This is a genomic window from Cupriavidus sp. 05N40 (genome assembly GCF_056397305.1).
Window position 1 is genome coordinate 23,172 of record NZ_JBFTND010000048.1, and the last position, 24,950, is coordinate 48,121.

General features: G+C 64.3%; 26 protein-coding genes. 17 read left to right on the forward strand and 9 right to left on the reverse strand.

Annotation, left to right across the window (positions count from 1 at the left end):
• Positions 1 to 6: 6 nt before the first annotated feature.
• The 6 genes from AC1DO7_RS13710 to AC1DO7_RS13735 all read right to left on the reverse strand — a co-directional run bounded on the left by AC1DO7_RS13710 (position 7) and on the right by AC1DO7_RS13735 (position 5,118).
• Positions 7 to 432: a Zn-ribbon domain-containing OB-fold protein gene (locus tag AC1DO7_RS13710; RefSeq protein WP_477116234.1), complete on the reverse strand. Its 426-nt coding sequence runs from the start codon at positions 430 to 432 to the stop codon at positions 7 to 9.
• A gap of 5 nt (positions 433 to 437) precedes the next feature.
• Entirely contained in the window at positions 438 to 1,604 is a 1,167-nt protein-coding gene (locus AC1DO7_RS13715; protein WP_441622322.1) for a thiolase family protein, read from the reverse strand.
• A gap of 4 nt (positions 1,605 to 1,608) precedes the next feature.
• Entirely contained in the window at positions 1,609 to 2,430 is an 822-nt protein-coding gene (locus tag AC1DO7_RS13720) for an enoyl-CoA hydratase/isomerase family protein (protein ID WP_441622324.1), read from the reverse strand.
• A gap of 77 nt (positions 2,431 to 2,507) precedes the next feature.
• On the reverse strand, positions 2,508 to 3,272 hold the full coding sequence (locus tag AC1DO7_RS13725) for an ABC transporter ATP-binding protein (protein ID WP_441622326.1): 765 nt from the start codon (positions 3,270 to 3,272) through the stop codon (positions 2,508 to 2,510).
• Positions 3,272 to 4,120, reverse strand: coding sequence for an ABC transporter permease (locus AC1DO7_RS13730; RefSeq protein ID WP_441622328.1), 849 nt, complete (start codon positions 4,118 to 4,120; stop codon positions 3,272 to 3,274). Before AC1DO7_RS13730 ends, AC1DO7_RS13725 begins: the two co-directional genes overlap by 1 nt.
• Complete coding sequence (locus AC1DO7_RS13735; protein WP_441622330.1) at positions 4,117 to 5,118, reverse strand: ABC transporter substrate-binding protein; 1,002 nt, start codon at positions 5,116 to 5,118, stop codon at positions 4,117 to 4,119. Before AC1DO7_RS13735 ends, AC1DO7_RS13730 begins: the two co-directional genes overlap by 4 nt.
• 133 nt (positions 5,119 to 5,251) lie before the next feature.
• On the opposite strand from AC1DO7_RS13735, the gene AC1DO7_RS13740 reads away from it, so the two are divergent.
• Entirely contained in the window at positions 5,252 to 6,238 is a 987-nt protein-coding gene (locus tag AC1DO7_RS13740; protein ID WP_477116235.1) for a LysR family transcriptional regulator, read from the forward strand.
• A 338-nt stretch (positions 6,239 to 6,576) separates the two neighbouring features.
• Here AC1DO7_RS13740 and AC1DO7_RS13745 read toward each other — a convergent pair whose 3' ends face one another.
• Both AC1DO7_RS13745 and AC1DO7_RS13750 read right to left on the reverse strand, forming a co-directional pair.
• Positions 6,577 to 7,794, reverse strand: coding sequence for an IscS subfamily cysteine desulfurase (locus AC1DO7_RS13745; RefSeq protein WP_441622334.1), 1,218 nt, complete (start codon positions 7,792 to 7,794; stop codon positions 6,577 to 6,579).
• Between the two features lie 119 nt (positions 7,795 to 7,913).
• Positions 7,914 to 8,648, reverse strand: coding sequence for an iron-containing redox enzyme family protein (locus tag AC1DO7_RS13750; protein ID WP_441622336.1), 735 nt, complete (start codon positions 8,646 to 8,648; stop codon positions 7,914 to 7,916).
• Between the two features lie 239 nt (positions 8,649 to 8,887).
• Between AC1DO7_RS13750 and AC1DO7_RS13755 the strand changes: the two genes are divergently transcribed.
• From AC1DO7_RS13755 to AC1DO7_RS13765, 3 genes are read left to right on the forward strand one after another with little or no spacing between them, the layout of a single operon-like run.
• Entirely contained in the window at positions 8,888 to 9,223 is a 336-nt protein-coding gene (locus tag AC1DO7_RS13755) for a 2Fe-2S iron-sulfur cluster-binding protein (RefSeq protein WP_441622338.1), read from the forward strand.
• A 19-nt stretch (positions 9,224 to 9,242) separates the two neighbouring features.
• Entirely contained in the window at positions 9,243 to 9,563 is a 321-nt protein-coding gene (locus tag AC1DO7_RS13760) for a ferredoxin (protein WP_441622340.1), read from the forward strand.
• Complete coding sequence (locus AC1DO7_RS13765; RefSeq protein WP_441622342.1) at positions 9,560 to 9,904, forward strand: 2Fe-2S iron-sulfur cluster-binding protein; 345 nt, start codon at positions 9,560 to 9,562, stop codon at positions 9,902 to 9,904. Before AC1DO7_RS13760 ends, AC1DO7_RS13765 begins: the two co-directional genes overlap by 4 nt.
• Here AC1DO7_RS13765 and AC1DO7_RS13770 read toward each other — a convergent pair.
• On the reverse strand, positions 9,894 to 10,805 hold the full coding sequence (locus AC1DO7_RS13770; protein ID WP_441622343.1) for a LysR family transcriptional regulator: 912 nt from the start codon (positions 10,803 to 10,805) through the stop codon (positions 9,894 to 9,896). The two genes, AC1DO7_RS13765 and AC1DO7_RS13770, sit on opposite strands and share 11 nt — an antisense overlap.
• A gap of 322 nt (positions 10,806 to 11,127) precedes the next feature.
• Between AC1DO7_RS13770 and AC1DO7_RS13775 the strand changes: the two genes are divergently transcribed.
• The 13 genes from AC1DO7_RS13775 to mmlI all read left to right on the forward strand — a co-directional run bounded on the left by AC1DO7_RS13775 (position 11,128) and on the right by mmlI (position 24,890).
• Positions 11,128 to 12,117 carry a tripartite tricarboxylate transporter substrate binding protein gene (locus tag AC1DO7_RS13775; RefSeq protein WP_441622345.1) on the forward strand — a complete coding sequence of 330 codons (990 nt, stop codon included), beginning with the start codon at positions 11,128 to 11,130 and terminating at the stop codon, positions 12,115 to 12,117.
• 125 nt (positions 12,118 to 12,242) lie between these two features.
• Positions 12,243 to 13,709: an aldehyde dehydrogenase family protein gene (locus tag AC1DO7_RS13780; protein WP_441622347.1), complete on the forward strand. Its 1,467-nt coding sequence runs from the start codon at positions 12,243 to 12,245 to the stop codon at positions 13,707 to 13,709.
• Between the two features lie 58 nt (positions 13,710 to 13,767).
• Positions 13,768 to 14,739 (forward strand): tripartite tricarboxylate transporter substrate binding protein, encoded by a 972-nt coding sequence (locus AC1DO7_RS13785; RefSeq protein WP_441622349.1) that lies wholly within the window; start codon positions 13,768 to 13,770, stop codon positions 14,737 to 14,739.
• 28 nt (positions 14,740 to 14,767) lie between these two features.
• Positions 14,768 to 16,000, forward strand: a complete 1,233-nt coding sequence (locus AC1DO7_RS13790; protein WP_441622351.1) for an alpha-hydroxy acid oxidase — start codon at positions 14,768 to 14,770, stop codon at positions 15,998 to 16,000.
• Positions 15,990 to 17,672, forward strand: coding sequence for a thiamine pyrophosphate-binding protein (locus AC1DO7_RS13795; protein WP_477116236.1), 1,683 nt, complete (start codon positions 15,990 to 15,992; stop codon positions 17,670 to 17,672). Before AC1DO7_RS13790 ends, AC1DO7_RS13795 begins: the two co-directional genes overlap by 11 nt.
• 39 nt (positions 17,673 to 17,711) lie before the next feature.
• Positions 17,712 to 18,479 carry a ferredoxin--NADP reductase gene (locus tag AC1DO7_RS13800; protein ID WP_441622355.1) on the forward strand — a complete coding sequence of 256 codons (768 nt, stop codon included), beginning with the start codon at positions 17,712 to 17,714 and terminating at the stop codon, positions 18,477 to 18,479.
• A gap of 10 nt (positions 18,480 to 18,489) precedes the next feature.
• Positions 18,490 to 19,308 carry an alpha/beta fold hydrolase gene (locus tag AC1DO7_RS13805; RefSeq protein WP_441622357.1) on the forward strand — a complete coding sequence of 273 codons (819 nt, stop codon included), beginning with the start codon at positions 18,490 to 18,492 and terminating at the stop codon, positions 19,306 to 19,308.
• A 280-nt stretch (positions 19,309 to 19,588) separates the two neighbouring features.
• Positions 19,589 to 20,479, forward strand: coding sequence for an MBL fold metallo-hydrolase (locus AC1DO7_RS13810; protein ID WP_477116237.1), 891 nt, complete (start codon positions 19,589 to 19,591; stop codon positions 20,477 to 20,479).
• An 87-nt stretch (positions 20,480 to 20,566) separates the two neighbouring features.
• The gene (locus tag AC1DO7_RS13815) at positions 20,567 to 21,481 is read left to right on the forward strand and encodes a LysR family transcriptional regulator (protein ID WP_441622361.1); all 915 of its coding nucleotides are present in this window, start codon (positions 20,567 to 20,569) and stop codon (positions 21,479 to 21,481) included.
• A gap of 251 nt (positions 21,482 to 21,732) precedes the next feature.
• Positions 21,733 to 22,431 carry a 3-oxoacid CoA-transferase subunit A gene (locus AC1DO7_RS13820; protein ID WP_441622363.1) on the forward strand — a complete coding sequence of 233 codons (699 nt, stop codon included), beginning with the start codon at positions 21,733 to 21,735 and terminating at the stop codon, positions 22,429 to 22,431.
• 5 nt (positions 22,432 to 22,436) lie between these two features.
• Positions 22,437 to 23,099 carry a 3-oxoacid CoA-transferase subunit B gene (locus AC1DO7_RS13825; RefSeq protein ID WP_441622365.1) on the forward strand — a complete coding sequence of 221 codons (663 nt, stop codon included), beginning with the start codon at positions 22,437 to 22,439 and terminating at the stop codon, positions 23,097 to 23,099.
• A 93-nt stretch (positions 23,100 to 23,192) separates the two neighbouring features.
• Positions 23,193 to 24,479 carry an MFS transporter gene (locus tag AC1DO7_RS13830; RefSeq protein WP_441622367.1) on the forward strand — a complete coding sequence of 429 codons (1,287 nt, stop codon included), beginning with the start codon at positions 23,193 to 23,195 and terminating at the stop codon, positions 24,477 to 24,479.
• 69 nt (positions 24,480 to 24,548) lie between these two features.
• Positions 24,549 to 24,890: a 4-carboxymethyl-4-methylbutenolide mutase MmlI gene (gene mmlI, locus AC1DO7_RS13835; protein ID WP_441622368.1), complete on the forward strand. Its 342-nt coding sequence runs from the start codon at positions 24,549 to 24,551 to the stop codon at positions 24,888 to 24,890.
• Positions 24,891 to 24,950: the final 60 nt, after the last annotated feature.

Sequence of the window (24,950 nt, forward strand, 5' to 3'; positions counted from 1 at the left end):
CGTTCCTTATTCGAGTTCGAAGGCCGGGTACGGATGCTCGGGCGCCAAGTGGTCGATGGCCAGCTTCACGCGCTTGCCGATCGCCATGTCACTTGGCGCGCATCTCAAGACATTGGCGATGATGCGGACGCCCTCGTCCAGTTCGACGGTCGCGACGCACAACGGAATGCGCCCCTCGACACCGGGGCCGGCGATTCGCACCACGGTGCACGCGTAGATCGTGCCCTTGCCGGAGACTTCGCGCCACTCCAGCGTGCGTCGGCCCGTGAAGCCGCTGACCGGCTTCGGATAGTGCTGGAAGCGCTGGGCGACTGTGCAGTACTGCAGCATCAGCTTGCCTTGCGCGATGCCGTCCCAGAACGGCTTGCTGTCGACAAAGACGCCCTGCTTCGGGATCGGGCGGGACGGGGGAGTGTTCATCGTTTCGTTCATGCTGTTCATGCCTCCAGGACCATGGCCGAGCTGGTACCCCAGTTCCGACCGTAGGGAATGACGCCAATGCCGGTAACCAGCGCGTTGCGCGGATCGTTCACCTGGCGGGCGCCGCCTTCGCCGAACATCTGGCGCACGGCTTCCGCAAGGTTGAGCCCGCCGCTTGCGAGTCCTGGCTGGCCGGCGGAAATCTGGCCGCCGCCAGTGTTGAGCGGCAGGTCACCGTCGAAGGAAAGATCGGTGCGCAGCGTGTAGGCCGAGCCCTGGCCGCGCTCGCAAAAGCCGAAGGCCTCGAACTGCATCATCACGGCAATCGTGAAGTCGTCGTAGGGCTGGAACATGCGGACGTCCCTGGGCGCAAGCTCTGCCTTGCGCAGAACCTCGGGGCCTATCCTGGTGAAACCGGACAGCGTGATGTCGGCCAGCGGATCGGCCCCGTTGAAGTTGGTGACCTCCCCATAGGCGACCGGGTAGACCATCTTCTTCAAACCCAGGCGCCTGGCATTCGCCTCGGTGGTGACGATAAAGGCGTTGGCCCCGTCGCAGAACATCACGCTGTCGAGTACGCGCAGCGGGTCCGCGATGACACGCGACTGCATGTACTCCTCCATGGTGAGTTCTTTCTGGAACTTTTTGTAACCGTTCGGGTTGTGCAGGGCATGCGCGCGCTGCGTGATCGCGATCTTCCCCAGCGCTTCGGGGTCCAGCCCGTACTGGTGGATATAGCGACTCATCAGCAGGCCGAAGGTGGCGGGCGGCCCCTGCACGCCCGGAGGGTCCTGGAACTCGCTGCGGTAAGCGCCGTAGTTCGAGCGCCAGTCGGAACTGGGCGCATCGGAGGACATCACGACAGCCAGCTTGCACATGCCGTCGCGGATTGCCGACATGGCACGCGCCACGCCACCCGTAGCCGAGCAGCCGCCGATACCCCCGTAGTTCAGCCATGTTGGTGTCAGGCCAAGCGCTTCGGTCATGTAGACAGCGAAGAACGGATTCTGGGCTTCCGACAAGGCGGTGGTTACCGACAGCCCATCAATCTCACTCTTGTCGATGCCTGTCTTCGCAAGCAATTGGTCGAGTGCTTCCCCGGCCAGGTCATACGCGCTGCGGCCCGTCTTGTAGTCGATGGGAGTTTCTGCGTATCCCCCAATCACGATATCCTTTTGCTTCATGCTCTCACTCTCCTCGGAAATCCGGTGTACGCTTTTCGCGGAAGGCATTCAGACCCTCCTGGCGATCTTTTGTGAAGTACAGCATGAAGGACACATCTCCTTCCGCCGCCATCCCTTCCATGAGCGGAAGGTCCATCCCGCGGTCGATGACCGTCTTGGTAAACATCACCGACAGAGGTGCATTGCCGCTGATCGTGCGGGCTAGTTCGCGCGACTTCTCCAGGGCCATGCCTGCTTCGGTAACGTGGTTAACCAGCCTGTACTCGCGCGCTTCGGCAGCTGTGATGCGTCGACCGGTCCACATGAGTTCCTTGGCCAACGCGGGGCCAACAAGACGCGGCAGCGTCTGCGTGCCGCCGCCACCGGGCATCAGGCCCAGCCGGATCTCGGGCAGGCCGAACTTCGCGTTGGCGCCAGCGACAATCAGGTCGCCGACAAGCGCCAGTTCCAGCCCTCCGCCTAGAGCGAAACCCTCAATGGCGCTGATGATCGGCTTCGAGAAACCAGGGAGTTCCCGGAACAGTTGGTTCACCTTGCGCAGGCGCCGACGCTTGCGATAGAAGTCAAAATACTCGTTGTCACCGATCGTGAACTCGCTGGTGTCGATACCCGTGCAGAAGGCCTTTTCACTCCCCTTGAGAATCACGGCCGCTATGTCGCGACGCGATTCCACCTCGCTCAGCACGCCCAGAATCTCTTCCGCGGTCGTCTCTCGCAGCGAGTTCAGTTTCTCCGGGCGATGGATGGTGATCTCCAACCAGCCTTCTACTTTTTCGACAATGATGTCCTGATGGTCCTGATTTTCCCGATGGTCCTGATGGCTCATGTGATGCTCGCTTTCTCACTTAGTCTGGGTTGTTGTGGCTTTGGCTAGGTCGACCTGGCGGTCGGGTTGCGTGCCCCCTAATGCACAAGTGACTCGCCTCCGATAGCACGCTCGATTTGTTCATGCATCTCGGCCATGCGAGTGGCATCTCTTCTCTGTTCTGCGTCAATGGATAGCTCAAGACAGACCCGGGCAGGTGCCGCGAGCACAATCACCCGATCAGCAATCTCCAGTGCATCTTCAATACGATGCGTGACGAAAACACAGGTCTTGCGTTGCTCACGCACGATCTCGGAGAAATCGCGTCGCAATGTTTGCGAGGTGACGTGATCGAGCTGACTGAACGACTCGTCGAGCAAGATAAGTGCTGGATCGACTGCCAGGGCACGAGCTAGCGATACGCGCTGGCGCATGCCTCCCGAGAGTTCCACAGGGTACTTATTGCATGCGGAACCAAGTTTCACTCGATGCAGCCATTCCTGTGCGCGCTGCTGTGCCTGCTTCCTTGGGTAGTTCAACAACAGCAGGCCAAGCTCGACGTTTTCTTGCGCAGTGCGCCACGGCAGTAGCCGATCCGTCTGAAAGCTAACGGCCAACTTGCCACGAAGTGCCGTGAACTCGCTAGCTGGATCGACACCAGCAACCATTACCGAGCCCGCATCCGCGGTGGCCGTTCCCATCAGCAGCGACATTACCGTGCTCTTGCCGGCGCCAGTTTGACCAAGCAGCGCAACGGTTTCACCCTCCCGGACCGCCATCGAGAGGTGGTCGATCGCCGTGTAGCTGCCGAAGCGCTTTACTACATCGCGCAGTTCAATAATCAGACAATTCGAATCTTTCATTAGCGCACCTTTGCTTCCTTACGCCAACCGAGGAGCCGGCTTTCCGCGAATGTGGCCACCCACTGAATCGCCAGGTTCAATAAGACCAGAAGGAATGTCCACGCCATCACCTGATCAATCCGGAACGTGGACTGGGCGAAACTCATTCGTGACCCTATTCCGAAAGCCGACGCCACCAGTTCCGCGAAGATCACCATGCGAATGGCATAACCGATCACGGATTTTGTCGTCAGGAATATGTACGGGATAATGTGCGGCGCAACCAGGAAGCGCAGCATCTGCCAGCGTGATGGCCGGAAGCTTTCCAACATGTCAATCCATTCTGTCGAGAGAGCACGAACACCTTCGTACACATTCATGGCATAGAACGGCAGCAAGATCACCGTGAGTATGAAGAAGATGCGGGCTTCCGGATCTTTGAACCAGAAGACGGCAAGCAGCATCCATGAGAGCGCAGGAATGCCTGTATCGATCATTACGATGGCTTTCAAGTAGGGGCCGACGCGCTTCGAGGTTCCCATGAGGAGTCCGACAACGACCCCCGTCACGGCGGAAAAGACGATGGCCGCCACAAGTCTCCCGAGCGTGATCGCTATGTGCAGCAGATCGGCCCCGATCAGCTCGGTTAGCGCCCTGGCAATGACTACCGGAGAGGGCATCACGTAGTCGGGGACGTACCCGCTAGCTACCTGCATCAGAATGCAAAGTAACGCCACCACAATGACCAAGGCTTTCGCGTCGCGACGGTCGTGTTTCCTGGCCGTCGTGCTGGACTGCTTGGTCGAGGAATCCAAAGACTCCACTGGGGACTCGGCGACGTTGGTCCCCGTGATATCTGCCTGCTTCATAGCGCAAAGAATCCGTTGTCAACCGTCTTGGCCAGGGCGCCATTGCGCACCAGGAACTCACTCGCCGCGATAACGGAACGGCGGCCCTCTTCTGTCTGCATCGATGCGTGCTTGAACTCCAGGCGCCGGGAAGCAATTGCCGCCTTTAACACATCCGGCGGCGTTCCGGAGTTCACTCCTGCAATTGCGACGGCTTCATCGGGTCTTGTGGTGATGCCCTCAATGCATTGCGCAAAGGCTTTGTTCAACCTCGCGACAAGAGTGGGGTCACGCGCGATCGCTTCCTTGCGAGCCGCAACGCCAAAATAGGGCAGATCGAGATTGAGCTTGCGGCGATATTCTTCGCCAGCGTTGTAGAGAACGCGCATGTCGGGAACGCGCTTGATCCCCACAGATACATTGGGTTCCCAAGTGAGTCCCGCATCGGCGCGGTTGGCCATCACCAGGGTGATTGCGGCGGCTGGATTGTCGACGTTCTGAACGACTGCGTGCTTCTCGATATCGATCCCGCTGAGCTCTTTTACAACGGCACGCATCATGCGGTACGTGCCTGTCGACTGCGGAGCGGCAAGGGTCTTTCCTTTGAGGTCTCTGACAGCGGCGAGTCTCGTTTCCCGCGTTACGATACTGATCATGTTGCCCGTGGTGACGGAGCAAACGTACTGCAGCGGCACACCCGAAAGATAACGGGATGCAAAGGTGTCCCAGCTGCCGATACAGATATCGTAATTTCCCGCAACGAAGTCGTTGTAGTAGGTCGTAACCGATGTGTAGGCCGTGGGTCTTCCCAGCTGGAGACCGTTTGCCCTGTCGATCCCCTTGGCAACCATGTATTCCGTCAGCAAGGTGGTAAAGCCAGGCGCGAGGTTGGCCCATCTAAGCGGCGTTTGAGCCAAGGCACGTGGAATTCCGAAGGCGCCGAGTCCGAAGGCTGCAGCAGGTGCAAAGACGGATGCCTCCTTCAGCAGCGCCCGTCGCGAGAGTGTGCGTCTGTTCATTGGTTGTCTCCGTATTGTTCTTTTCTGTTCGGGCGCATCGGCGAAGCATTTGCGTCCGGTGTCAAGCTGTGGCCAATGGTAGGATGGTGTCTGCGTTCCGAATAGCTGCAAAAATGGGCGGGGCGTTCCAGTTGTGGAACGCATTGCCGGTGCCTCGCTGGAATGTGCAGCGACTTATCCTGTGTTCCAAATTTTCCCGGTCATGGCAGAAAAACTGGATCTCAACTCCCTTCGTCTCTTTTTTGACGTGGTCAATGCGCAGAGCATCACGCGCGCCGCGAACGAGCTGGGTCTGCCCAAGTCGACGATCAGCCGCAAGTTGACGCAGCTCGAGCAACACATGGGGACAGCGCTTTTAAAAAAAGGCCCGAGGAAGCTGACCACGACGGAGATTGGGGCACGCCTTTACGAACATTGCCGCCGCGTAGTGGATGAAGTCGAACAGGCGGGTCTGGATACGCTCGAACTTCAAACAGAGATGCGTGGGGCCCTGCGAGTCAGCATCCCCATCGATTTCGGGGTGTCCTGGATCGGCCGGGTGATATCCGAATTTGTGCTGGCGTATCCCGAGATTGAATTGGAGGTGGATGTGAACAGCCGCACGGTCGATCTCCGTGAAGAGCCGTACGACCTCACCATCCAGCTCGGCCCACTCAAGGACACCGATTTGACCWATCGGCGCATTGCGACGCTCACCCGCGGTGTCTATGCGAGTCCGGAGTACCTGGCTCGTCGTGGCACGCCGTTGGCGGTGGACGATTTGCACAGGCACGATTGCATCATCACCGCTCAGCAACGCCTGGATGGCATCTGGACTCTCCGCAATCAGGCAACGCACCGCTTTGCCACGATCCACGGAAAGGTGGTGGTGAACAATATCTCCATTGCGCGAGAGATGGCCATCGGCCATGTTGGCATGAGCATGCTACCCAACGTCATGTGTGCAAATGATTTGCGCACGGGCCGGTTAAAGCGAGTGCTGGAGAACTGGGAAAGTCCCTCGATGCATGCGACTGCCATGGTCCTGGGCCGGAAGGGAATGCCCAGCAAGATCCGCACCTTCCTGGACTTTCTTGCCGATCGCCTGAACGTAGACGAATCGAGCCTTCGGCAACGCTAGGCGGGAGCCAGTGATCCGGGCGCCAGGAACAGAAGAATGGCGTTGGCCACGCAGATGATCCAATGGGGCCCGCGAGGTTCCATTATTGCTTTTGGGGCAACCTCACTGCCCAAATGCAAAATGCAGAACGCCCCTGGGATCTTTCATCCCCGGGGCGTTTTGCTACTGCATGGTCGCACTCACGCGGCAAAGAACATGTCGTCCCGRGACACCGCGGCATGCCCCCAGGCGGCCCGGGCGGTCACCGGCCTCAGCAACAAAAAGCGCTGATCTCTGGCCGGCAGCCCGCCCGAGCCACCACGATTTCCCCTCTCTTTACGCCAGCCATGGAAGGCTGTTCAGTGCGCCGCCCATTCGATTTTCGAAAGGTCTGTCCCTTCCTGGTACATCTCCCACAGCGGGCTGAGACTGCGCAGCTTCTCGACGCATGCGCGTACCTGCGCGACAACGGCGTCGACTTCCTGCTCCGTGGTGAAGCGGCCGAGCGTGAACCGGATCGAGCTATGGGCCAGCTCATCGCTGCGACCCAGTGCACGCAGCACGTAGGATGGCTCCAGCGAAGCCGAGGTGCAGGCGGAGCCCGAAGACACGGCGATGCCCCGGAGCCCCATGATCAGCGACTCGCCCTCGACGAAGTTGAAGCTCAGGTTCAGGTTGTGCGGGATGCGGTGTTCCAGGCTGCCGTTGACGAAAACCTGCTCGAGATCGCCCAGGCCTTGCCAGAGGCGGTCGCGCAACGCACTCACCCGGCCCGCCTCGGTGGCCAGCTCTCGCCCCGCCAGGCGGAACGCTTCGCCCATGCCAACGATCTGATGGGTCGCCAGGGTGCCGGACCGCATGCCGCGTTCGTGGCCTCCGCCATGGATCTGCGCTTCCAGCCGGACCCGGGGCTTGCGCCTGACATACAAAGCGCCGATGCCCTTGGGGCCGTACACCTTGTGCGCGGTGACGGTCATCAAGTCGACCGGCAAGGCAGACAGGTCGATCGGGAGCTTGCCGGCCGCCTGTACGGCGTCGCAGTGAAAGACGATGCCGCGCTCGCGACACAGGGCGCCGATCTCGCCAATCGGCTGGATCACGCCGGTTTCGTTGTTCACCATCATCACCGAGACCAGGATGGTGTCGGGCCGCAGAGCGTTTCGCAGCACGTCCAGATCCAGCAGGCCGTCCGGGCCGACATCGAGGTAGCTCACTTCAAAGCCCTGCCGCTCCAGTTCCCGGCAAGTGTCGAGCACCGCCTTATGTTCGGTGCGGACAGTGATCAGGTGGCGCCCCTTGCCGCGGTAGAAATGCGCGGCGCCCTTTAGCGCCAGGTTGTTTCCTTCCGTCGCCCCGGACGTCCAGACAATTTCGCGCGGGTCGGCGCCCAGTAGTCGGGCCACGTGCTCGCGCGCTTCCTCGACCGCCGCCTCCGCTTCCCAGCCGAAGGCATGGCTGCGCGAAGCCGCATTGCCGAATCGCTCATAAAGGTAGGGAACCATCTTCTCCACGACGCGCGGATCGACCGGCGTGGTGGCACTGTAGTCCATGTAGATCGGCGTGTCGGGGGCTGGCATGGCGGAAGGCTTTGGGGATATGGGAAGGGAGTCGGGAATGCACTGGCGGCCTTGGCAACGCGCCTGTCGGTCATGCCGGCGCGGCAAGGCCGCGCCATGTGCCGGTTCCCGATGCTGGCTCAGGCAGCGAGCTTCAGGTCAAGCAGCGAGACATCCTGCTCGACGTATGCGCGATACAGCTCGCCCGTGTAGAGCAGGCGCATCTGCGCGCCGTTCTCGCAGGCCTTCAGGCAACGCTGCTGCAGCTCAGGCGTGGTCGCATGTTCCAACACGATCTGGTAACCGCGCTCGCCGTGGATCTCGTCGGAGACGATGTGGAGATCGAAGAACTCTGCCTCTTCGTCCGTGAAGCCATATTGTTCCCGCAGCGCAGGCGCCTGCTTGCGGTAGATCGATGGCACCTGGGACTCCAGCCCGATCACGATGCCCGCCACCGCCACGACGGGGTCTTCCCGCATGGCCATCGCGTAGCACCAGCTCTGCAGCCCGCGCGTGGCTGCCAGCATGTTGTCCGGATTGACGATGCGCTCGCGCGTGGAGCCGCAGGCCTCGGCAAAGCGGATGAGCAAGTCGGTATGGCGGTCCCCGCCGATCTCTTCCTCGTACATGTTCGCCAGCAGGAAGTCCTTGACATCGGTATAGCCATCGGCCGGCGTGCGCGCGTAGATGTAACCCAGGTAGTCGGCAAACGGGCCGACGTACTGGTAGTGGTTCTCAGCCCAGCGTGCCAGGTGCGTGCGGCTGAGCTTGCCCTGGGCCCAGGCCTGGCTGAACGGCGACAAGTTGGCACTTTTGCCCCGCACGAGGTCTTCGAGGACGGTTCGGAAGCTGTCTTTATCGAGCAATTGGGTCACGGTTGTCTCTCCTTGGGGAATGGGTAGTGGCTCAGGCACACATTGCAGCGATGGCCGGGGCGTGCTTCACAGCATAGTTACAGATGATTTAATAATCAATACGTATCATTTTTTATGATACTTATATCAGCGAGTCTGATTTGCGTCAGGCATCTTTCCTCATCTATGCTTTGCAACAAGTTCACTTGCGATGATGAACAGTCAAAGTGAAATCATTTTCAAGAATGGAGAGGAGGCATATGCCGAAAGTGACCTTTCAGAAGGATGGCGTTGCCCACGAGGGCGAGGTGCGCGCCAACAGCAACCTCGTGGTGCGCGCGGGCATCAAGCAGTTTCCGCACCCCCACCTGCGCTACGCCTGCGGGATGGGCAAGTGCGCCAGTTGCGCGTGCAAGGTGGTCAGCGGGGCCGAGCACCTGCCGGCGCCTAACTGGAAGGAGAAGAAGATGCTCGGGGACCGCCTGGAAGAAGGTTTCCGCCTGGTGTGCCAACTCTGGATCAACGAGGACATCACCCTCAACCAGGATGTGGATCTGCGTCCGGCCGTGGCCGCCAGCGCCACGGCACAGGCCTGAACATACCGTGGAGACCCTGATGTACGTGATTCTCTCAAGCCGTGACGGCCACTACCGGACCGAGCTGGATGGCAGCATGGCGCCGGTTGAAAGCTACGACTACCTGTTCTACGGCCGCCGCCGCGCGCGCTTTGTGATCGCCAGCCTGGCGCAGCCGGTCAAGGTCCGCATCGTTGACTGCGGTCCGCCCGAACGCGTGAGCCTGGTTCCCTCGCGACTTTTGCCGCAGTACCCCACGCTGGAAGCGGCGCGCAGCGCGCTGAACGAACTGGTTAGCTTCGGCACGCTCGACGTGCGCCTGGAGCGCAGCGCAGTGGATGCCACCGGAGAGCCCGCATGATCCGCATCACCTTTCTCAGCAATCAGGAACGGGTCGCCGAAGTGCCCGAGAACAGCAACCTGCTGCGGGCGTCGATGCGCCATCAGGGCGGCATCCCGTTCAAGTGCGGCGGGGGCGTCTGCGGGACGTGCAAGTGCCGCATCGAGACCGGTGTAGAGCATGCCGACGCCGTCAAGCCAAAAGAGCGCAAGCATCTCAACGACGCGGATATCGCCGCGGGCTACCGCATGGCCTGCCAGACTTTCCTGAGTGGAGACGCCAGCGTTTCCTGGGAGGCGCGCGCAGTGGCTGCCAAGACCGCCCCTCAGGCCGTCCCGCAGCCCGCCGCCGTCACGAGCTAGCTTGTTCGCCGCCCAGCGCGCGGATGCGCTCGGTGAGCAGCGCGACGAAGGCAGCRGTTGCCGGTGGCAGCGGGCGGCGCGGGTTGGTCACCGCCACGACCAGCCGCGACAGCCGTGGCGACACCACGGTGCGGGCATGCAACCGCCCCTGCTCCAGCAAGGCGCGCACGGCGACACGGGGCAACACCGTCGCCAGTTGCGAGGACTCGACCAGTTCCACGATGGCGTTCAGCGAATCGGTTTCGAATACGGGCGACAGTTCCATGTTCTCGCTCTGCGCGAAATGCTCGAGCAACGTGCGCAGCCCGTGCTGGCGCGTCGGCAGGACCAGCTTCAGCGAGGCCAGCGTGCGCAGCGGCGTCTGCTGCGGCAGCGACAATTCGCGCTGGGCACTGGTGAGCAAGAGCAGGTCCTCGTCAACGATCGGCTCGATCTGCAAGGGCAAGGCGCGCCGCGGGTTGTTGATGATGGCGGCCTCGAGCTGGCCACCCGCCACCCAGTCGGTCAGAACGCTGCTGTAGCCCTCGGTGACCGACACAGTGACGCGCGGGTTCAGTTGGGCAAAGTCGGTCAGTGCGCCCGCCAGCACGCCCTGCGCGATCGAGGCGATCATGCCCACCCGCACATGGCCGCTGAGCTCGTCGTCCACGCGCAGGATCGCCTCCTGGGCGCTGGCAAAGTCCTGCAGCACTGGCTGGAACAGGCGGTACATCTGCAGACCGGAAGCGGTCGGCACCATGCCCTGCGTACTCCGCTCGAACAGCTTCTGGCCCAGCTCCTGCTCCAGCTTGCCGATCTGCATGCTAAGCGCGGGCTGCACGATGCCGAGCCGTCGGGCGGCGCGCGTCACACTGCCTTCCTCGAACAAGCAGGCGAAATATTGGATCTGCCGGAACTCCATCGTTTCTCCTTGACACGCCGATGGGCAATTCTACTGATTTTTCCCTGCTTCAAATCAGAATTTCTGATGTGCCCGGCGAGCGGCAGTCCTCGCCACCCAGCCATATTGCCCAAGAATGCGACCAATCATCACATCATTAATATTGATATACACCATCATACATGATTATTTGACGTGATATTAGGTTGGATCTAGAATCGATTCACAACATGCCGGATCCCACGGGCAGACAGCGCGGCATCGGTTCCACGACGCAGGCCGCGCCAGCGCGCGGCGACGCGCCAACAGACAAGACAAGACAAGATCGACTGGAGACAACCCCATGCGCTTTACCCGCCCCTTCCGCATCGCCACCTGCCTCATGTTCGGCGCGCTCGCCCTGAACGGGCGCGCCACCGCAGCGGACGCCCCCGCCAGCTATCCGGCGAGCACCGTGCGTATCGTCGTCCCCTACCCGCCAGGCGGTTTCAACGATACCCTGGGCCGCGTCGTCGCCAACGAACTGTCGAGGACCTGGGGCAAGCCGGTCATCGTCGACAACAAGCCGGGAGCCGGCACGATCCTGGGTACACAGGCAGTGGCCCGCGCCCCGGCCGACGGTCTCACGGTGCTGGTGGCGCAATTCCCCTTCGCCGCCAACCCCTGGCTGTACCAGAAGCTGCCCTACGACAGCATGCGGGACTTCACGCCGGTCGTACTCGCCGGCCATTCGCCGATGCTGCTGGTCGTCAACGCCGGCTCCAAGGTGCGCTCCGTCAATGACCTGCTGAGCGCAGCCCGCGCGGCACACGGCAACCTGCCGTACGGCTCCTCGGGCAGCGGTTCGTCCAATCACCTCGCCATGGCGTACTTTGCGCGGATGGCGAAGGTCGAAATGAACCAGGTGCCTTACAAAGGCAGCACGCCAATGCTGACGGATCTCGCGGGCGGACAGGTGGAAGTCGCGTTCGACGCCCTGCCGCATGCCCTGCCGTTCATCCAGTCGGGCAAGCTGCGGCCTATCGCCATCGCCGATGCGAACCGCTCGAGCCTGATGCCGGACATCCCGACCGTGGCCGAGAGCGGCGTGCCGGGATACGACGTGTCGTCGTGGCATGGCTTCATGGTGCGCACGGGCACGCCGCAAGCGATCGTCGACAAGCTCAACGCCGACATCAATGCCATCCTCCGGCGCCCGGAAATCCAGAAGCAGTTCGCGACGCACGGTGTAGCCGTCGACGGCGGTAGCCCGGCCCAGTTCCAGGCCTTCATCGGCCACCAGATGGTGCTGTGGAAACGCGTGGTCGCGGATGCACACATCCCTGCTCAGTAACCGCGAACTCGTGCGCTAGCCCCGAGCGCACGGCTTCCCGGCATCGTCCCCTCCCGCCGTTTCGCGCATTTCGCGCGGGCGGGTGGCAACGTTCATCCCAGCCTTTCTAATTTTCGCTACCCACAATGAGCGACTTTCAAGCCCCCAACCTGATTGGCGGCCAATGGCAGCCTGCTGCCTGCGGCGCCACGGCCGTTAGTCTCAATCCCGCCGACGGCACCTCGCTCGGCCACCTGGCAGACAGTGGCGAGACCGATGCGCGTGCCGCCATCGCGGCCGCCCGGGAAGCTTTCGAGAAGCCGGGCTGGTCCCAGAATCCGCGCTTGCGCCAGATGGTGATGCTGCGCTGGGCCGACCGCGTCGAAGCACGCGCGGAGGCGCTGGCCAACCTGCTGACGCGCGAGAACGGCAAGGTCCTGGCGCAGGCCCGCGCCGAGATCGCCGGCGCGGTCTCGGAGATCCGCTACTACGCCGGCCTGGCACGGCATATCCCCGGCCATGCGCTGGAAGTCGAGCCGGGCGTGTTCTCCACCATGCTGAAAGAGCCTGCCGGCGTGGCTGGCCTGATCATTCCGTGGAATGCCCCGGTCGTGCTCCTTGTGCGCGCACTGGCACCCGCGCTGGCGGCCGGCTGCACCTGCGTGATCAAACCCGCCGCCCAGACCGCGCTGATCTCGACCGAAATCCTCCGTGCCTTGCACGCGGACGAGGCGCTGCCGCCAGGCGTCGTCAACCAGGTCAACGAGACGGGCAGCGCGGTGGCCCGCTGCCTGGTCGCCTCGCCCGAGGTGGACGTCATCAGCTTTACCGGTTCCAACGCCGTGGGCCAGCGCATCATGGCCGATGCCGCGTCCACCATGAAAAAACTGTCGCTGGAACTGGGCGGGAAGTCCTGCTGCCTCGTGTTCGAGGATGCCGACATCGCCAGCGTCGCCCCTCAGCTGGCACGGGCGGCCACGGTGATTTCCGGCCAGCAGTGCACGGCAGCACGCCGCGTGCTGGTGCACGGCTCGCGCTACGACGAGATGAAGCAGGCCCTGGCGCAGGCGCTGCAATCGCTCGAGATCGGGCCCGGCTTGGCCTCGGGCGCCGCGATGGGCCCCCTGATCGACCGCGCTGCAGCCACCCATGTGGCCAACCAGATGGCGGCCGCGATGGATGCCGCCGACGAGGTCATCGTGCGCGGCGGCCCGCTGGGCGGTGCGCTGTCCGCGGGGCACTTCGTCAGCCCTGCCCTGGTCGCGCAACGCGACACCAGCGCCTTCTTCGTGCAAGAGGAAATCTTCGGCCCCTTCGTTGTGCTGGAGCGCTTCGACGACGAGGCCGAGGCCGTGGCCCGCGCCAACCATACCGAGTTCGGCCTGTCCGCCAGCGTCTGGACGCACGACGGCGCGCGCGCATGGCGTGTCGCCCGTGCATTGCGCAACGGGACGGTCTGGCTGAACGACCACAACAAGCTGTTCGCGGAGGCCGAGACCGGCGGCTACCGGCGCAGCGGCATCGGCCGCCTGCATGGCTATGACGCCCTCATCGACTTCGTCGAGATCAAGCACATCTACCACAGCGTCGGCACGATCCGGATGCCAGGTTGACTTAGCCACGACGCGCCTCCCGAGCGCGCGCCAGAACAGACTCCAGGAGACAACCGCCATGAAACCCATCCCCCGCATCCTGACGCTTGCCCTCGGCGCGCTGATCGCCGCTGGCGCGCATGCCCAGCCTGACAGTTATCCGTCCAAGCCCATTACCATCGTCGTGCCGTACACCCCCGGCGGCTTCAACGACACCATGGCGCGCGTCTTCTCCCGCAAGCTGCACGCCGCCCTCGGGCAGCCCGTGGTGGTGGAGAACCGGCCCGGTGCCGGCACCATCGTCGGCACGGAGTTCGGCGCACGGGCCGCGCCAGACGGCTACACCCTGACGGTGGTCGGCTTTCCGCTCGTGGTGAACCAGTATCTCTACAGGAAGCTCGCCTACAACGCGGACCGCGACTTCGCCCCGATCATCCTTGGCGCCCAAACCCCGAACCTGCTTGTCGTGCGCAAGGACTCACCCTACAGATCGATGCGTGAGCTCGTGGACAGGGTCAAGGCCACGCCGGGCAAGGTCAACTACGCCACCGCGGGCAACGGCACCTCCAACCACCTGACGATGGAGTACTTCAAGAGCCTCACGTCCACAGATATGCAGCAGATCCCCTACAAGGGCAGCTCGCCCATGGTGAGCGACCTGCTGGGAGGCCAGGTTGACGTGATGTTCGACAACACGCCCAACGTGCTGCCCCACCTGCGTGCGGGCAAGATGCGCGCGCTGGCGGTGACCAGCCCCCAGCGCTCGCCGCTGACGCCAGAGGTGCCGACGGTGGCGGAACAGGGATACCCCGGCTTCAATGTCTCGGTCTGGTACGGGCTGGCGGCGCCCGCCGGCACCCCGCAGGCGATCGTGACCCGACTGAATGCGGAACTCAACAAGGCACTGCAGTCGGACGACGTCAGGCAGGTGTTCACCCAGCAGGGCGTCATGCCGATGGGCGGTTCGGTCGCCGATTTCAAGACCTTCTTCCAGGCGCAGTCCCGGCTTTGGGAAAAAGTCATCCGCGACAACCGGATCTCGGCGGAATGACAGACATGGCAGTCCTGGAGACGACGCGATGAGCGCACCACGGATACTCTCGCTGGCCGATCTGGAGCGTGCCGCGCGGCGGCGCCTGCCGGCCAGCGTCTTCGGCTACGTCAGTGGCGGCAGCGAGGACGGCAGTTCCCTGGACGGCAACCGCGCAGCGTTCGCCCGTTGGCGGTTCCTGACACGGCCGCTGGTCGATGTGTCGGCGCGCTCGCAGTCCGCAGAGCTGTTCGGCACGCGCTTTGCCGCGCCGCTCGGTATCAGCCCCATGGGCGCCAGCGTACTATGCGGCTTCGACGCCGACTGCGCGCTGGCCGCCGCGGCGCGGCTCGCGAACGTGCCGTTCGTGCTTAGCGCGGCCTCGACCACGCCGTTGGAGAGGGTGGCGAAGGTCAACCCGGACATGTGGTACCAGGCCTACCTGCCGGCGCGCACGGAGGTGATCGATCCCCTGCTGGAGCGGCTGCGCCGGGCTGCGGTTCGTGTGCTGGTCGTGACCGTCGACGTACCGATTGCGTCCACCCGGGAGAACGAGATCCGCAACGGCTTCAGCCTGCCCCTGCGGCCCAGCCCGCGCCTGATCCTGGGCGGTCTCGCACGCCCGCGCTGGCTGGCGGGAACCTTCGCCCGGACGCTGCTGCAACACGGCGTGCCTCACTTCGAGAACTTCGCCGCCACGCGCGGCGGCCCCATCGTGACCGCCATGAAGGGGGACCACCGTGCAGGCCGGGCAGCTCTCACGTGGGAGCACATCCGCCATATCCGCAAGGCTTGGCCGGGCACGCTGCTGCTCAAGGGCATCCTGCGCCCGGAGGATGCACTGGCCGCACTGCGAGCCGGCGCCGACGGCATCTTTGTCTCCAACCACGGTGGGCGACAGCTCGACGGCGCGCTTGCGCCGCTGGACGCCCTGCCGGCCATCGCCCACGCCGTGGCCGGCAGCGGCCTGAAGCTGATCCTGGATGGTGGCATCCGGCGCGGCACCGACGTGCTCAAGGCCCTGGCCCTGGGTGCCGACGCGGCGTTCTGCGGCCGCCCGCTGCTCTATGGACTGGCGACGGGTGGGCGCGCCCTGGCGCAGGAGGCGCTGGAAGTGCTCAAGCGCGAGATCGATGTCAATCTCGCGCTGCTCGGCTGCCCCGACGTCGCGGCGCTCGACCCGTCCTATCTGTGCGCCATCGGCGCCCCCGCCATGCTGGCCAGCGCAGCCTCTATGGCCACTCATCGACACGAACATGCGGAGCTTCCCCATGCAGCCTGACCTCAAAGACCGCACCGGCGGCCAGATCCTTATCGACGCCCTGCTCGCCCAGGGTTGCGACACCGCTTTCTGCGTGCCCGGCGAAAGCTTTCTCGCGGCCCTCGACGCCATGCATGATGCGCGCGCGCGCCTGCAACTGGTCGTCTGCCGGCAGGAAGGCGGTGCCGCCCACATGGCCGAGGCCTACGGCAAGCTCACCGGACGCCCCGGCATCTGCTTCGTGACACGTGGGCCGGGCGCGACCAATGCCAGCATCGGCGTGCATACCGCCAGCCAGGACTCCACGCCGCTGATCCTGTTCGTCGGCCAGGCCGCGCGCGGCCATCGCGGGCGCGAGGCATGGCAAGAGATCGAGTTCCGCCACATGTTCGGCCACATGGCCAAGTGGGTGGACGAGATCGACTCGCCCGCACGCATCCCGGAACTGGTAAGCCGCGCCTACCATGTCGCCATGTCGGGCCGCCCCGGTCCGGTCGTGCTGGCCCTGCCCGAAGACATGCTGGAAGAAGTTGCCTGCGTGGCCGACTGCCCGCCGGCCAGGCCTGCCCAGGCGTGCCCGGATGCCGATGCGATGACGCGACTGCAGGAACTGCTGGCCGGGGCGCGCCATCCTCTGATGGTGCTGGGCGGCGGCGGTTGGACCGAACAGGCGTACGCCGACATCGCGGCCTTCAGCGAGCGCCACGCGCTGCCCGTCATTTGCGGGTTCCGCCGCCAGGGCCTGTTCGACAACCGTAGCCCGCGTTACGCCGGCGAAGCGGGACTGGGCATGAACCCCGCCCTGGCGCGCCGGATCACCGAAGCCGACCTGATCCTGTCCGTGGGCGCCCGCCTGGGCGAGACCAGCACGAACGGCTACACGCTGTTGCAGGTGCCGCGCCCCGCGCAGACGCTGGTGCACGTCCACGCCGATCCGGATGAACTGGGCCGTGTGTACTGGCCGGAGCTGCCGATCAACGCCACCATGCCGGCCTTCGCCCGCGCGGCGCGCGCGCTGCCCGCCCCAGCGGCGGCGCCCTGCTGGCAGGCCTGGACCGAGGCCGCCAATGCCGACTACCGGGACTTCCTGCGTCCCACCGCCATGCCCGGCGAAGTCAACCTCAGCGAGATCATGGCGTGGCTGCGCGAGCGGCTGCCCGCCGACAGCATCCTGACCAACGGCGCCGGCAACTACACCCTGTGGGTCCAGCGCTTCTACCCGTACCGCGGCCTCAACACCCAGCTTGCGCCGACCAGCGGCACGATGGGCTACGGCCTGCCCGCCGCCATTGCCGCCAAACTGCGCCATCCCGGCCGCACCGTGGTCTGCTTTGCCGGCGACGGCTGCTTCCTGATGAACGGCCAGGAGTTCGCCACCGCCATGCAATACGGCGCCAACGTCATTGTCGTGGTGGTCAACAACGGCATGTACGGCAGCATCCGCATGCACCAGGAGCGCCACTATCCACGCCGCGTGTGCGGCACCGACCTGTGCAATCCCGACTTCGCGCGGCTTGCCGAGTCCTACGGCGGTCACGGCGAGGTGGTGGAACGCACCGCCGATTTCGCCRCCGCCTGGGATCGCGCGGTGCAGGCGGGACGGCCCGCGCTCATCGAGTTGCGCACCGACCAGCAGGCGCTGACCCCGCGCCTGACCATTGCCGACCTGCACAACACGGGCACGACGCGCTGAGTGCCCGCGCCAGACTTTCACCGCCTTATGGAGACTCCCATGTCGGATTCCGAAACCTTCACCGCCCGTATCCTCGCCACCCGCACCATCGCCGAACATACCGTCGCCTTCGACCTCGAACGCCCGCCCGGCTTCGAGTTTGAAGCCGGCCAGTTCCTCAGCGTGCAGATTCCGGGCTTCACGCCCACCGAGGAAGACGATGGCGAACGCATGCTCTCCATCGCCAGCGCCCCGCACGACGGCCATCTCACGGTGGCGATGCGGATGCGCGATTCGGCGTTCAAGCGCCATCTCGGGCAAGGCCAGCCAGGCGCGTCATCGGTGCTGATCAGTCCGGCGATGGGCGACTTTGTCCTGCAAGACGACCAGCGACCGGTAGTCATGGTGGCCGGCGGCATCGGCATTACGCCGTTCTACAGCATGCTGCGGCACCTGCAGCGCAACGGCGCAGGTGCTGCGCGCCGGGTCACCCTGCTGTACGGCAACCGCTCGCCGGCTAGCGTGGCCTGGCGCGAAGAACTGGACGCCCTGACGGCCGAACTGGAGAACTTCGAAGTGGTGCATGTGTTCAGCGAAAGCAGCGAAAGCAGCGAAGGCTGTGGCGAACACGACGCTGCGCACGCGAAGGTGCGCACGCGCGGCGGCTTCATTGACGCCGGGCGCATCCGTGCCGACGTGGCGGACTGGCAGGACAGCATCTACTACGTGGTCGGGCCGACCGCGATGGTGGGTGCGCTGCAAGACTCGCTGGACGCCTGCGGCGTGCCGCCCGAACAAGTGGTTGCCGAGTTCTTCGCCGGCTATTGAGGAGAGCACGATGCCTGACTTCACCCCCCGCATCACCACCGTTGCGCTGTCCGGGCGCGGTCGCCTTCATGTCGTGCGCGCAGGCGACCCCCGCGCGCCGGCGGTCTTTCTCAGCCATTCGATCCTTTCCAGCCACGCCATGTGGGACGCCCAGGCAGCACTGCTCGCCAGCCGCGGCTGGCAGGTCGTTCGCGCCGACATCCGCGGCCACGGCGACTCGACCGTCGACACCGCGCCGGCCAGCATGGACGACCTGGTGGCCGATACCGTGGCAGTCCTGGATACACTGGACCTGGAACAAGTCCACTACGTGGGCTTGTCACTTGGCGGCATGATCGGCTTCGGCCTTGGCCTGCACCACGCCGAGCGCCTGCTCAGCCTGTGCCTGTGCGATGCCCGCGCCGATGCACCGCCGGAAGTCGCCGCGCCGTGGGATGCGCGCATCGAGCAGGCCCGCGCAGGCGGTTGCGCCGCATTGGCCGATGGCACCCTTGAGCGCTGGTTCGGCCTTCCGTTCCTGACCCGGGAACCAGAGACCGCGGCGCGGCTACGCGCCATTGCGGCTTCAACCTCAGTGACCGGCTTTGCAGGCTGCGCCCGGGCCATCCAGCAACTGAACTACCTGCCGGCGCTCGCCGGAATCCGCACCTGCACCACCCTGCTGGTCGGCGCGAATGATGGGGTACTGCCGGAAGCCAACAAGGCAATCCAGACGATGATCCAGGGAAGCCGGCTCGACCTGATCGAAGGGGCGGGCCACTTGCCGAATATCGATCAGCCGGAACGATTCAACGCGGCCTTGCTAAGACATTTGGCAAGGAAAGACTAGGACGGCCAGGGCGGACAAAGGTCACCGCCCAGAGGTCAAGTGTCTGATCCCGTGCGCGGTCCTGCAGTTGGGCAACCCGCTGTCCTCGCTCACGCACGAATCTGCTGTCGCCGCTGCCACTGTTCCGGCACATGAAGCTACCTGAAACCCCTCTTTTGGAATGCGAAATTGGCGAGGCGCTGAAGATAGCCGATGCTCGACGCCTGCCAATGCAAAAGTTGGCGATACCGCAAGCGCCCCACCCCGGGAGGGGCCGCAAGACCAAACGGAGACAAGGCACATGATGCAATCGCGCACCGTCGGCGACCTGAAGATCACCCGCATCCTCGAATACGCGGGACCGACGCACGACCCCGCCTTCCTCTTTCCGGACATCGACCGCGCCGTGCTCGACGCCAATGCCGGCCTGATGGCGCCGCACCATTGGATACCGCACATGAACAAGCTGATCGTGACGATCCAGTTCTGGGTGGTGCACGCCGGCGACGACATCATCGTGGTCGATACCGGCGTGGGCAACTTCAAGCCGCGCGCCGGCATTGCGCGCATGAATATGCTCAACACGCTGGTGCGCGAGTGGATGATCGCCGCCGGCGCGCCGCCGGAGAAGGTCACCCATGTGGTGATGACGCACCTTCACGCGGACCACGTCGGCTGGAACACCACCTGGCAGGACAACCGCTGGGTGCCAACCTTCCCCAATGCGCGCTATTACATCCCCAAGGATGACTTCGTCTTCTGCGACGAGGGCCGCAACAAGGAGCCGGGTGTGGTGGACGTGTTTGGCGAGTCCTTTTTTGACAGCGTCATGCCAGTGGTCACGGAAGGTCTGGCGGAAATGRTGGTGCCCGGGCAGGAGATCGCCGGCTGCCTGCAGGTCGAGCCCGCCGAGGGGCACAGCCCCGGCCAGGTCGCGTTCCGCATCCGCTCGCGGGGCGAGGAAGCGATCTTCTGCGGCGATATCCTGCACAGCCCGCTGCAAATCGTGCGCCCTGACGTGAATTCCGGCTACTGCATCCGCCCGGACCTGGCGCGCAGTACGCGCCTGGCCTTCCTCAACCAGGCCGCCGACCGCGAGGCGCTCATCCTGCCGGTGCATTTCGGCGAGCCCTACTGTGGCTATGTCAGGCGCCAGGGCGCGGGCTTCCGCTTCGAGCCGGCCACCTGGTAGCTACGGGGCGGCCGCTTGCCCGCCGCGTGCCTTCCCGCCGTCACGGGTATGATCGTGGCACACCCAGTTTGCCGCGAGTCCAGCAGCATGGCCGTTCCCTTCGACATCACCGATTTCCGCCTCTTTGTCAATGTAGCGGAAACACGAAGCCTCACCCGTGGTGCGGAGCGCTCCTTCCTCTCCGTGCCGGCGGTCAGCAACCGCATCAAGAATCTCGAAGACACGCTGGGCGTGCGCTTGCTGGAGCGCTCGCCCCAGGGCGTATCGCTGACAGCGGCCGGCGAGGTTTATCTCCAGCACGCCCGCGTCGTGCTCGCCGAGCTAGAGCGGCTCACAGGCAATCTCCAGCCGTTTACCGCGGGCCTTTCGGGGCAGCTCAAGCTGGTAGCCAACACCACGGCCATCACCGAGTACCTGCCCCCGGTGATCGGCGACTACCTCGCCAGCCACCCGGACGTGCGCATCGACGTGCGCGAGCGCCTGAGCGACGACATCGTCCGCCTGGTGCGCGAAGGCGCCACCGATCTCGGCATCATCTCCGGCAATGTGCCCACCGCGGGCCTGCAAGCGGTGCCCTTCGTCAAAAGCGCACTGATTCTGGTCGCGCCGCTCGGCCATCCGCTGCTCGCGCAACGCGAGGTCTGGTTCGAGCAGTTGCTGGAGTACGCCTTCGTCGCGCTGCTCGAAGGCAGTGCCTTCCAGATGTTCATGATGCGTGCTGCCGGCGCGCTGCACAAGCCCATGACCATCCGGGTGCATGTGGCCAGTTACGATGCCATCTGCCGCATGGTCTCCGCCGGGGCCGGCATCGCCATCATGCCAAAGGCCGCGTTCGCGCGCCTCAAGGGCGAGCAGCCGATCGGAGCCTGTAACCTGCGCGATGACTGGGCCATACGCACCTTCCAGGTTTGCGCACGAGACCTGGAAGGCCTGTCCAGCTTCGCCCGTGAGTTCGCCAACCGGCTGATCGGCCGCTACGCACCGGGCGGCATCGCCAGCTAGCTCGCGCCCTTCCCTGCTTGCACCTGCCCCCGCTCGATCTCCGCCCCGAAACTGGCTAGCGGGGCGCGGTGTCGCCCGCGCTTCGAAGCAGGGACTCTGACAACGCAGCCCTTCTCAACACGCAACCGGGCGTGCAGTCGCCCCGCTTCGCCACGCCTTAAGCCAGCGCTAAGGCAGCTTGCAGAACCCGAAATTGTTAGGCCGCCGACTGCATGGCAACCTAGTCTCGCCAAACAACAATGAAGCGAGACATGATCGATAAGCTCTACAGAACGGCGCGCGAAGCCGTGGACGATGTCCACGACGGCGCCACCATCGCGATCGGCGGATTCGGCGGCGCCGGCATGCCCGATGCACTGATCGACGCCCTGATCGAACAGGGCGCCACGGATCTCACGGTAGTCAGCAACAACGCCGGCAACGGCGACCACGGGCTGGCCGCACTCCTCAAGACCCGCCGGGTACGCAAGCTGGTGTGCTCGTTCCCGCGCCAGCGCGATGCCTACGTCTTCGAAGCACTGTACCGCGCCGGCCAGATCGAGCTGGAAGTCGTGCCACAGGGCACGCTGGCAGAGCGCCTGCGCGCCGCCGGCAGCGGCATCGGCGCCTTCTACACGCCAACGGGCTTCGGCACGCTGCTGGCTGAAGGCAAGGAGACACGCCAGATCGACGGACGCGGCTACGTGCTCGAGTACCCCATCCACGTCGACGTCGCGCTGATCAACGCCGCGGCGGCCGACCGCTGGGGCAACCTCGTCTACAACAAGACCGCGCGCAACTTCGCGCCCGTCATGGCGATGGCGGCAAGCCAGACCATCGCCGCGGTAACGCGGGTCTGCGAGCTGGGCGAGATGGACCCGGAAGCCATCGTGACCCCCGGGATCTTCGTCAGCCGCGTAGTGCTGCGCGACAACGCCGGCACGCAAGCGGCACTCTTGCAAGCGAGTTGAACACCATGGACCAAGTGGCAAAGAACCTTCTGGCCGCGCGCGTGGCGCGGGATATCCCCAACGGCTCTTATGTGAACCTCGGCATCGGCCTGCCGACCCTGGTGGCCAACCACCTGCCCCGCCACCGCGAAGTCATCCTGCACAGCGAGAACGGCGTACTCGGGCAATGGTCGGCAGCGGAGCCGGGACAGGAAGACTGGGACCTGATCAATGCGGGAAAGGAGGCGATCCGGCTGGAGAAAGGCGCGGCCTTTTTCCATCATGCCGACGCCTTCGGCATGATGCGCGGCGGCCATCTCGACATCTGCGTGCTCGGCGCCTTCCAGGTATCGGAGCGCGGCGACCTGGCCAACTGGCACACCGGGGCGCCCGATGCCATTCCGGCCGTGGGCGGCGCCATGGACCTGGCCATCGGCGCCAGGCGCGTGTTCGTCATGATGGACCACATGACCAAGGACGGGGCCAGCAAGCTGCGCCACCAATGCAGCTATCCGCTGACGGGCCTCGCCTGCGTAAGCCGCATCTACACCGAACTCGGCACCTTTGCCATCGGGCCACAAGGCGTCTCGGTCATCGAGATCATCGGTGACATGTCGCCGCAGGCCCTCCAGTCAGTCACAGACGTAGCGCTCGACTTCACCACCCTCGCCATGGCAGAGCCTGCCTGATATCCGCCGGAAAGGCCGGCGCTCGAGGCAGCGATGCCTCGGAACGCGGTGGCACAACACTGACAAAGAACGAGACACAAACAGGAGACAACCATGCTAGCTTGGTACAAGACTGGGACACCCCAGCAGAAGAAGACGTTCTGGGCCTGCTATTCGGGCTGGGCGCTGGATTCCTTCGACATGCAGATGTTCAGCTTCCTGCTGCCTGCCCTGACGCTTGCGTGGGGGCTGACCAAGGCGGAAGTCGGCGTGCTTGGGACCGTGGCGCTCATCGTTACCGCCGTTGGCGGCTGGGGTGCCGGCATCCTCAGCGACCGCTACGGCCGCGCGCGCATCCTGGTGCTGGCGATCATCTGGTTCACGTGCTTCGGCGTGCTCGCCGGCTTCGCCCAGACGTATCAGCAACTCGTGGTCGCCCGTACGCTCCAGGGCCTGGGCTTTGGCGGTGAATGGGCGGTCGGCGCGGCGCTGATGGCGGAAGTGATCGACCCGAAGCACCGGGGCAAGGCCATGGGCTACGTGCAATCCGGCTTCGCGCTGGGCTGGGCGCTGGCGGTCGTCGTGGCCACGCTGCTGCTGGCGTGGCTGCCTCACGAGATGGCATGGCGCGTGGCGTTCTGGAGCGGCATCATCCCCGCGTCGATCGTGCTGTTCATCCGGCGCCATATCAAGGACGCGCCGATGTTCGAGCGCGCCCGGCAGAGCCACGCACCGCGTGCCACGCTGGCATCGGTGTTCAACCGCAAATACGGGCGTTCACTGGTCCTGTCGAGCATCCTGGTAATCGGGCTGCAGGCCGGCTGCTACGCCATCCTGGTCTGGTTGCCGTCCCTGCTTAACCAGCGCGGGGTCGCAGCCACATCGATGATCGTGACCGTCTTCATCATGGCCTTCGGCTCCTTCTGCGGCTTCGCGGTGGCGGCCGACCTTTGCGACCGGATCGGCCGGCGCCCCACGCTGATCCTGCTCTCCATCTGCGCATGGATCGTCACCGTCAGCTATATGCTGCTGCCGCTGAATACCACGATGGCCACCATCCTGGGCTTCCTGGTCGGCTTCTCCGCAATCGGCATGTTCGCCGCGCTCGGGCCCTTTCTCAGCGAACTGTTCCCCACCCATGTGCGCACCACCTGCATGGGATTCGCCTATAACGTAGGCAAGTCGGTGGGAGCGGGCTCCGTCGTCGGCGTCGGCGTGCTGTCCACCCATATCGGCCTCGCCAATGCCATGGGCACCTTCTGTCTGGTGGCCTATGCCTTCGCAGTGTTCGGCATACTGCTATTGCCCGAGACGCGCGGCATTGCCATCGAGAGCATCGGCGAAGAGGACGAGCGCCATGCAGCGGCACCGCTGGCCGCACCGGCGCAGGCGCATACCTGACACGCAGCGCGCTCCCGGCAAGGAGCGCATAAACACGACTGAGCCAACCCCAAACCGAGAGGAGCCAACATGATTCGCCTGCTGTACCTGCTGGTCAAGCCAGAAGGCATGTCCGACAAGACCTTCCGCGCGGAATGCCTGCGCCACTACGAGATGTCGCACGATGTGCCGGGCCTGCACAAATATGAGGTCCGCCTCGTCGCCGCGCAGCCCACCGATACCCATGTGCCCTTCTTCGACATCGGCCACGTCGACGCCATCGGCGAATGCTGGTTCGAGAACGAAGCTGCCTACGAGACCTACCTGGCGTCGGACGTCCGCAAAGCCTGGTTCGAGCATGGCAAGACGTTTATCGGCCGCCTCAAGCCTTTCCGCACAACGCCTGTCACCGGTGACGACAGCGCGGGCTGAAGGCCCGTCCACCCCACTTTCAACAAACAAGGAGACACCATGCTTTACTGCGTACAGATG

What these genes read in the sequence shown, in the direction of transcription:
- AC1DO7_RS13710 (WP_477116234.1), bottom strand. Translation starts at nt 432, where the DNA reads ATGAACGAAACGATGAACACTCCCCCGTCCCGCCCGATCCCGAAGCAG.
- AC1DO7_RS13785 (WP_441622349.1), top strand. Translation starts at nt 13,768, where the DNA reads ATGAAACCCATCCCCCGCATCCTGACGCTTGCCCTCGGCGCGCTGATC.
- AC1DO7_RS13815 (WP_441622361.1), top strand. Translation starts at nt 20,567, where the DNA reads ATGGCCGTTCCCTTCGACATCACCGATTTCCGCCTCTTTGTCAATGTA.
- AC1DO7_RS13725 (WP_441622326.1), bottom strand. Translation starts at nt 3,272, where the DNA reads ATGAAAGATTCGAATTGTCTGATTATTGAACTGCGCGATGTAGTAAAG.
- AC1DO7_RS13790 (WP_441622351.1), top strand. Translation starts at nt 14,768, where the DNA reads ATGAGCGCACCACGGATACTCTCGCTGGCCGATCTGGAGCGTGCCGCG.
- AC1DO7_RS13805 (WP_441622357.1), top strand. Translation starts at nt 18,490, where the DNA reads ATGCCTGACTTCACCCCCCGCATCACCACCGTTGCGCTGTCCGGGCGC.
- mmlI (WP_441622368.1), top strand. Translation starts at nt 24,549, where the DNA reads ATGATTCGCCTGCTGTACCTGCTGGTCAAGCCAGAAGGCATGTCCGAC.
- AC1DO7_RS13730 (WP_441622328.1), bottom strand. Translation starts at nt 4,120, where the DNA reads ATGAAGCAGGCAGATATCACGGGGACCAACGTCGCCGAGTCCCCAGTG.
- AC1DO7_RS13775 (WP_441622345.1), top strand. Translation starts at nt 11,128, where the DNA reads ATGCGCTTTACCCGCCCCTTCCGCATCGCCACCTGCCTCATGTTCGGC.
- AC1DO7_RS13735 (WP_441622330.1), bottom strand. Translation starts at nt 5,118, where the DNA reads ATGAACAGACGCACACTCTCGCGACGGGCGCTGCTGAAGGAGGCATCC.
- AC1DO7_RS13830 (WP_441622367.1), top strand. Translation starts at nt 23,193, where the DNA reads ATGCTAGCTTGGTACAAGACTGGGACACCCCAGCAGAAGAAGACGTTC.
- AC1DO7_RS13820 (WP_441622363.1), top strand. Translation starts at nt 21,733, where the DNA reads ATGATCGATAAGCTCTACAGAACGGCGCGCGAAGCCGTGGACGATGTC.
- AC1DO7_RS13800 (WP_441622355.1), top strand. Translation starts at nt 17,712, where the DNA reads ATGTCGGATTCCGAAACCTTCACCGCCCGTATCCTCGCCACCCGCACC.
- AC1DO7_RS13715 (WP_441622322.1), bottom strand. Translation starts at nt 1,604, where the DNA reads ATGAAGCAAAAGGATATCGTGATTGGGGGATACGCAGAAACTCCCATC.
- AC1DO7_RS13745 (WP_441622334.1), bottom strand. Translation starts at nt 7,794, where the DNA reads ATGCCAGCCCCCGACACGCCGATCTACATGGACTACAGTGCCACCACG.
- AC1DO7_RS13765 (WP_441622342.1), top strand. Translation starts at nt 9,560, where the DNA reads ATGATCCGCATCACCTTTCTCAGCAATCAGGAACGGGTCGCCGAAGTG.
- AC1DO7_RS13825 (WP_441622365.1), top strand. Translation starts at nt 22,437, where the DNA reads ATGGACCAAGTGGCAAAGAACCTTCTGGCCGCGCGCGTGGCGCGGGAT.
- AC1DO7_RS13760 (WP_441622340.1), top strand. Translation starts at nt 9,243, where the DNA reads ATGTACGTGATTCTCTCAAGCCGTGACGGCCACTACCGGACCGAGCTG.
- AC1DO7_RS13780 (WP_441622347.1), top strand. Translation starts at nt 12,243, where the DNA reads ATGAGCGACTTTCAAGCCCCCAACCTGATTGGCGGCCAATGGCAGCCT.
- AC1DO7_RS13720 (WP_441622324.1), bottom strand. Translation starts at nt 2,430, where the DNA reads ATGAGCCATCAGGACCATCGGGAAAATCAGGACCATCAGGACATCATT.
- AC1DO7_RS13755 (WP_441622338.1), top strand. Translation starts at nt 8,888, where the DNA reads ATGCCGAAAGTGACCTTTCAGAAGGATGGCGTTGCCCACGAGGGCGAG.